At 69.2% G+C, this 6,749-nt stretch carries 7 protein-coding genes and 1 tRNA gene; 3 read left to right on the top strand and 5 right to left on the bottom strand.

What is annotated here, in order from left to right:
• On the bottom strand, positions 1-1,323 hold a 1,323-nt coding region (locus RMO85_RS00095; RefSeq protein WP_310525673.1), incomplete at its 3' end, for a beta-propeller domain-containing protein.
• Between the two features lie 54 nt (positions 1,324-1,377).
• Here RMO85_RS00095 and RMO85_RS00100 point away from each other — a divergent pair.
• A complete protein-coding gene (locus RMO85_RS00100; RefSeq protein WP_310525674.1) occupies positions 1,378-2,532 on the top strand; it encodes a saccharopine dehydrogenase NADP-binding domain-containing protein in 1,155 nt (384 codons plus the stop codon).
• On the opposite strand, the gene RMO85_RS00105 is transcribed toward RMO85_RS00100, so the two are convergent.
• From RMO85_RS00105 to RMO85_RS00115, 3 genes are all read right to left on the bottom strand, one after another.
• Positions 2,533-2,608: transfer RNA gene (locus tag RMO85_RS00105), tRNA-Arg, on the bottom strand.
• Positions 2,609-2,655: 47 nt separating this feature from the next.
• Positions 2,656-3,030 carry a VOC family protein gene (locus tag RMO85_RS00110; protein WP_310525675.1) on the bottom strand — a complete coding sequence of 125 codons (375 nt, stop codon included), beginning with the start codon at positions 3,028-3,030 and terminating at the stop codon, positions 2,656-2,658.
• A gap of 125 nt (positions 3,031-3,155) precedes the next feature.
• Entirely contained in the window at positions 3,156-4,679 is a 1,524-nt protein-coding gene (locus RMO85_RS00115) for a sulfatase-like hydrolase/transferase (protein ID WP_310525676.1), read from the bottom strand.
• Positions 4,680-4,859: 180 nt separating this feature from the next.
• Here RMO85_RS00115 and RMO85_RS00120 point away from each other — a divergent pair, with 180 nt between their 5' ends.
• Positions 4,860-6,107 (top strand): LCP family protein, encoded by a 1,248-nt coding sequence (locus RMO85_RS00120; protein ID WP_310525678.1) that lies wholly within the window; start codon positions 4,860-4,862, stop codon positions 6,105-6,107.
• On the top strand, positions 6,104-6,283 hold the full coding sequence (locus tag RMO85_RS00125; protein WP_310525679.1) for a hypothetical protein: 180 nt from the start codon (positions 6,104-6,106) through the stop codon (positions 6,281-6,283). Before RMO85_RS00120 ends, RMO85_RS00125 begins: the two co-directional genes overlap by 4 nt.
• A gap of 61 nt (positions 6,284-6,344) precedes the next feature.
• Here RMO85_RS00125 and RMO85_RS00130 read toward each other — a convergent pair whose 3' ends face one another.
• Positions 6,345-6,698: an MscL family protein gene (locus RMO85_RS00130; RefSeq protein WP_310525681.1), complete on the bottom strand. Its 354-nt coding sequence runs from the start codon at positions 6,696-6,698 to the stop codon at positions 6,345-6,347.
• Positions 6,699-6,749 lie beyond the last annotated feature (51 nt).

Raw genomic sequence — 6,749 nt, forward strand, 5'->3', positions numbered from 1 at the left:
CTCGATGCCCAGCTTGTCGACGCGGCCGATCTCGCTGAGGGTCGTGTCGGTCTCGCGCATCGTCACCACGGAGTTGAAGTTGCCGGTCTCGTTGGTCGCGCCCAGCGCCACCCGCAGGGCACCGTCGGCGTAGTCCATGGACCAGCGGTCCCGGATCTGCCCCTCCACGGTGCCGGAGGCGACGTACGTCGTGTCGGTGCCGTCGAGGGCAAAGGCGAACAGCTCCGTGCTGCCGTCCATGCCGCTCGGTGCGCAGCGGTCGATGCAGTCGACCATCGGGCCGATGTCGCCCCACCAGCCGAACGGCGAGCCGCTGGCCGCGAGGTAGTAGCGGTCGGGGGAGAAGTAGGACGTGGTGGCGGTCGTCGCGACGGCCGTCGCGGTCGGCTCCGCGACCGCCGCCTCGAACGCGACGACGGTGGTGGTGCCGAGCGTGGTCTCCATCGTCGGCAGCGCGACGTCGTCGCACCCCACGACGGGCTGGCCTGCGACAGTCGGCAGCCAGTCGGCCAGCGTGGTGTCGGCGACGAGGGTGCGGTTGTACTGCTCGGCGTCCTTCTCGGTGAAGCGGCCGTAGGGGTTGCGGAAGTCGAGCTGGGGCAGGCCGTTGTCGAGCACGACCCGGACGACGTCGCCGTGCAGGCGAGCCGCACCGATGGTCGCGGTGTAGTCGGTCTGCTCCACGATCTGCGGGGTCCCCGGCCGGCTCTCGTCGATCACGACGATGCGCGCGCCGGTGGTCTCGTAGGCGCGCCCGAGGTCGCCGAGCACGACGACCCGGTCTCCGGAGACCAGGATCTCGCCGTTGCGCAGGTCGGGCAGCTGGTGGGAGGACAGCTGCCGGGGCTCGTCGCCGGCGACGTCGTAGGTGGTGAGCACGTTGTCCTGGATGCGGAACAGCCTGTCGCCCGCCACCTTCACCACGTCGGGCTCGTCGACGCCGGACTCCTGCACGTTGGTGCCGGACTCGTTGCTGGTCGAACGCACAGTGGTGGGGACCGGAGCCGACGCGGTGGAGCGTTCGGCGCTGCCGGCCGCCGTGCCCGTCTGGGCATCGAACATCACGATCGCGCCGCCGCCCCAGCCGTAGGCCGTGACGAGGTCGAGTCCGCGGTCGACGTACGACGCGAGCAGCGAGTCGCAGTCGGGTGCGAGCTTGAGGGAGGCGTTGGCCAGGGTGATGGTGCCGGGCGCGACGGACGGCGGGTTGGTGGACCCGCGGCCGTCGCCGTCGCTCTGCCCGAGGGAGAAGCCGACCGCGATCCCGCCTCCGATCGCAAGGGCGACGGTGGCGGCGGACGCGATGGCGGTGCGGATCTTCACGCCTATCGGACGCCACCCCTCGCTGGGTGGTTCCCGACCTGTGAGGATGAGGCCATGGTTGATCGCGACTTCGACATCGTCCTCTTCGGCGCCACCGGCTTCACCGGTCAGCTCACGGCGGACTACCTCGCCCGCAACGCTCCGGATGGTCTGCGCTGGGCCCTCGCCGGTCGCAACCCGGCGAAGCTGGAGGCGGTCCGCGACCGACTCGGCCTGCCCGATCTCGAGCTGCTGTCCGCTGACTCGACCGACGCCGACTCGCTCGCCGCCATCGCCGGGCGCGCCCGCGTCGTGATCTCCACCGTCGGTCCCTACCTGCAGTACGGCGCCCCGCTGGTCGCCGCCTGCGCGGACGCCGGCACCGACTACGTCGACCTCACGGGCGAGCCCGAGTTCGTCGACCAGATGTACCTCCAGCACCACGAGACGGCTGTCCGCACCGGCGCGCGGCTCGTGCACGCCTGCGGGTTCGACTCCGTCCCGCACGACCTCGGCGCCTTCTCCGCCGTCCAGCAGCTGCCGTCCGACTCGCCGATCACGCTGCGCGGGATCGTGCGGTCGGGCGGGATGGCGTCGGGCGGCACGATCCACTCCGCGCTCGGGCAGTTCTCACGGGCGCGACAGATGAGGGCGGCGCACTCCTCCCGTCGTCGCGCCGAGGGCAAGCCCGGCGCCGGCCGATCCTCGCGCGCCGTGTCCGGCAAGCCGCACCGCGACCGGGTCCTGGGCTACTGGCTGCTCCCGCTGCCGACCATCGACCCGATCATCGTGGCTCGGAGCGGCGCCGCGCTTGCGGCGTACGGCCCGACGTTCCGCTACTCGCACTACGCCGGCACCAAGACGCTGCGGTACGCCGCAGGCGGTGCCGCCCTCGTCACGACCCTCGCGGCCGCCGCGCAGGTCAAGCCCGTCCGCAACTTCCTGCTCGGCAAGGTCGCGGCCGGCGACGGCCCGGACGAGGCGAAGCGGGACAAGTCGTGGTTCACGGTCGACTTCGTCGGCGAAGGTGGCGGCCAGACCGTACGCACCCGCGTCAGCGGCGGCGACCCGGGCTACACAGAGACGGCGATGATGCTGGCCGAGTCGGCCCTGTGCCTCGCGTTCGACGACAACCCGCCGACGGCCGGTCAAGTCACGACCGCCCAGGCGATGGGCGACAACCTGCTCGCCCGCGTCCAGGCTGGCGGGTTGACGTTCGTGACGTTGTAGTGGTGCCCCAGGCAAGAGTCGAACTTGCGACCTTTCGCTTAGGAGGCGGCTGCTCTATCCACTGAGCTACTGGGGCTGAGTTGATCATTTTGTCAGCAGGCGTTCGAACTGACGAATGCGGCCCTAGTCGAGACAGAACTCGTTGCCCTCGATGTCCTGCATCACCTGGCAGGACTCGTTCTCCTCATCGGCAAGAAGAAGCTGTCCGCGCACGGCGCCGAGCGGGATCAGTCGTGCGCATTCAGCCTCGAGCGCGGCCAGGCGCTGCTCACCGACGAGCCCCGTGCCGACCCGCACGTCCAGATGCACCCGATTCTTGGCGACCTTGCCCTCGGGAACCTTCTGGAAGTACAGCCGCGGCCCCACACCCGCGGGATCCATGCAGACGGACGCATAGTCCGGGTGAACGACGTAGCCCAAGACCTCCGCCCAGAAAGCAGCGACGCGCTCGGGCTCCGCGCAGTCGAAGGTGACCTGGACCTGTCTCACCGATGCCATTGGGCCAGCCTAGAGGCGCGGCGACCGCGTCGGCGGGGCCGCGAGATCGTAGGTTCGATCGGTGAGTGCGCCGACGGGGGAGTTCATCGAGCAGCGCGCCCGCCTGCCGCGCGAGCAGGCGTGACTCAGCGACCGGGCGGGGGGAGCGGGCCGAATGCCCGGTTGCACTGGCTGCCCGAGCAGTCGGCGAGCTCTCGGTAGCGCCGCTCGAGCTCCCGGCGTACGGCGACGTAGCGCGAGCTCGTGAGCAGGTTCTTGAGCTCGTAGGGGTCCTTCTCGTGGTCGTACAGGAACCCGTCCGCGGGACCGTTGTTGATGCGGCGACCGTAGGCGTAGCGCTGGGTCAGCACACCGCGGTAGGCCCAACCGGGGAACCGGACGGACGGGTCCTTGGCGCCGGTCTGGATCAGCATCGTGTCGCGGTAGCCGGACATCGCCGGATTGCGCAGCGTCGGGGCGAAGCTCTCGCCGTCGGTCGTCAGCGTGGGCGTCAGTGACATCAGCTGGGCGAGCGTGGTGGTGAGATCGACGAGCGACACGGGGCGATCAGAGCGCGTGCCTGCCGGGATGCCCGGGCCCCGGACGACCAGCGGGATGTCCAAGATCTCGTCGGAGAGCCGGTCCTTGCCCGTGTAGCGGTGCTCACCGACGGCATAGCCGTTGTCGGAGGTGAAGACGATGAAGGTGTTTGCGAGCTCGCCGGTGCGCTCGAGCTCCGCGACGGCGTGACCGACGGCCTCATCGACGGAGAGCAGCGAGCGGATCCGGGCGAGGTTGAGCCGCTGGAGCGCGCGCGGGTCGAGCTTGGCGCGGCCGCGGACGATCGACTCCTTGTCACGCATGTCGGCCTCGTTGAAGCTCGGCGCCGAGAACGCCTTGGGCGTCAGGCCGGTGAGTGCATGGGCGTACGCCGACTCGGCCGGTGGGTTGCGGCCTCCACGGTCGCCGTCTCCGTCGCCCTTCGCGGACGCCGGGAACCAGATGTGCGGCGAGACGTGGTTGGCGAAGATCATGAACGGCCGGCGCCCGGCCCAGGTGTCGATGTCAGCCACGGTGCGCTGGTCCAGGCGGGTGGTGACGTAGTCGTCGGTGAACGAGTCGCCGTTGAAGAACGTGAAGTTCTCGTAGTCGGTCGCCGGCTCCAGCAGGATGTCGAAGTTGGTCCACCCGGCGTCGGCCGGTGCGTCGGGGTCGAAGTGGTTGAGGTGCTTGCCGTGGAGCGCGGTCGCGTAACCGGCGTCCTGGGCCCACGTCGCGATGGTCGACGACGGGTCGAAGGCCTGCCAGCCGCCGTACCTGCCGGCGTTGTGGTGCACGCCGTTGTTCTGGGCGTACTGCGCGGTCATCAGCTCGGCCCGCGCCGGGCAGCACAGCGGGTGCGGGGACTGGGCCTGGGTGAAGGTCATCCCCCGCTTGGCCAGCAGGTGGCGGACGTTGGGCAGATAGCTCAGGTCGTCCTTGCGCATGTCGTCGGTCAAGAAGACCAGGACGTTGGGCGCATCCGCGGCCGGCGCGCGGCTCGTCGTCGAGGTGTGCACCACCTGCACGGGCGCCGATGACGACCCCACGCCGATCGCCGTGGCTGCGACCAGCGCGAGGAACAGGAGCCCAGCAGTCGCGGTGAGGGTCAGACGAAGGGACTGCGGCACAGAGTGGGACCTTTGGTTGCCGGCGGGCGGGCGGGAGTCCATCTTGACCCATCACGCCCCGCGCGAGGAATTTGTGCCGGACCGGACTACGGTGACAATTTGAGCCAATCGCGTAGGTTGCGAGGCGTCGCCCGTGCTGGGCTCCCCAAGAAGAAGGTCGTGGTCTGAGTCGTGGCAGGTGTGTCGAGCCCCGGAACGGACGCCCCAGCGCCCAAGCGCAAGGCGAAGGCCAAGCGCAAACACACGGTCGGTCAGGTGATGCTGGTCAGCTCCATCGTGCTCGCTCTGGTGACCGCGCTCGGCGTCGTGTTCCTCTACCGCCACCTCAACGGCAACCTCAACGTGACCGACGTGACTGCGGCCCTGGGCGACGATCGGCCCGAGAAGGTCTACAAGGGCAACGGTGAGCCGCTCAACATCCTGGTCATGGGCGACGACACCCGCACCGGCGAGGGCAACGACATCGACAACGAGGCCGGTGGCGGTGGCTCCGACACCACGATCCTGGTGCACCTGTCCGCCGATCGCAGTCGTGCCTACGCCATCTCCATCCCGCGCGACTCCATCGTCGATCGTCCCGACTGCGGTGAGGACGACGAGATCCCCGGCGGCACCGACCTCATCTGGAACGCCGCCTACGCCGAGGGTGGACCGGCCTGCACGATGCGCCAGCTCGAGGCCGAGACCGGCGTCTTCATCGACCACTACGTGGTCGTCGACTTCAACGGCTTCAAGGGCATGGTCGACGCGGTCGGCGGTGTCCCCGTCTGCATCCCGGAGGACATCGACGACCCCGGCCACGACATCTTCATCAAGGCCGGCGACCCCAACCTCCTGGAGGGGGGCGAGGCCCTCGACTACGTGCGCGTGCGCTACTACGGCGCCGAGAAGTCCGACATCAGCAGAATAAAGCGCCAGCAGAACTTCATCGCCGCTCTCGTCAACAAGGTCAAGTCCGCCGGCACGCTTACCCGACTCGACAAGGTCGTGAACTTCCTCGACGCCGCGACCAGCTCGCTCACGCTCGACCCGGGGCTCGGTTCCATCACCCGCATCGGCAAGATCGCCATGCAACTGCAGAGCATCGGCCTGGAGAAGGTCCAGTTCGTCACCGTGCCCAACGACTACTTCCCGACCGACTCGGAGTTCTCCGGTCGCGTCTTTTGGACCGACGAGGCCGACGAGCTCTGGAAGAAGATCAGCCTCGACCAGCCGTTGTCGCGCGACCTGACGTCCGGCTCGATCAACGCGGCCCAGCCGCCCGGCGCCGAGACGCCGACGACCACGCCGAGCGCGAGCGACACGGCCTCGCCGAGCGAGACGCCGTCGGAGACCGACTCCCCGAGCGAGACCCCGACGCCGACCGACACCGCGACGCCGACCGAGCAAGCCTCCGAGGAAGCGGCGAAGGCCGGTCTGTGCGCATGAGCCAGGACGCGGGACTGGAGCAGCCCGAGGCGGAGTGGGTACGTCGCAGGCGACTCGCGGCCGTGTTCGGCGACGTCCTCCCCGACCAGACGAGCGACGACCGTGCGCCCGCCTCGCAGCGCGACGGCAAGGGCGACGACTGGTATCGCGACGAGGTGCCGCCGCACCACGGCTGATCCGTCATGCACGAACGGCCCGCCCCGAAGGGCGAGCCGTTCGCTGGAGAAGACTGATCGATCAGACAGCGCCACCGCGGGTGCGGAGCAGGTCGCGGATCTCCTCCAGCAGGGCGACGTCGGCCGGGGTGCCCTCCTCCTGGCTCGGGAACAAGCGCTCCTTGGCCTTGGTGTAGGGGACAACCACGAAGAAGTAGACGACCGCGGCGAGCACAAGGAACGCGATCAGAGCGTTGAGGAAGAAGCCGAGGTCGCCCAGCACGGCGCCCGCGAAGACGTCGTCAGTGCCGGGGATCAGGCCGGTCAGCCACGCGGTGAAGGCGATCACCACGGAGCCGAACGCGCCGGCGATGATGAACGCGACGGCGAGCTCGACAAGGTTGCCCTTGAGGATGAAGTTCTTGAAACCAGTCATTGCACTGCCTCCCTTGCGCGACCCCGAGAGCTCGGAATCAGTCATTGGTCA

Origin of the sequence: Nocardioides sp., from assembly GCF_031422975.1 — a bacterium.
In the GTDB taxonomy this organism is placed as follows: domain Bacteria; phylum Actinomycetota; class Actinomycetes; order Propionibacteriales; family Nocardioidaceae; genus Nocardioides.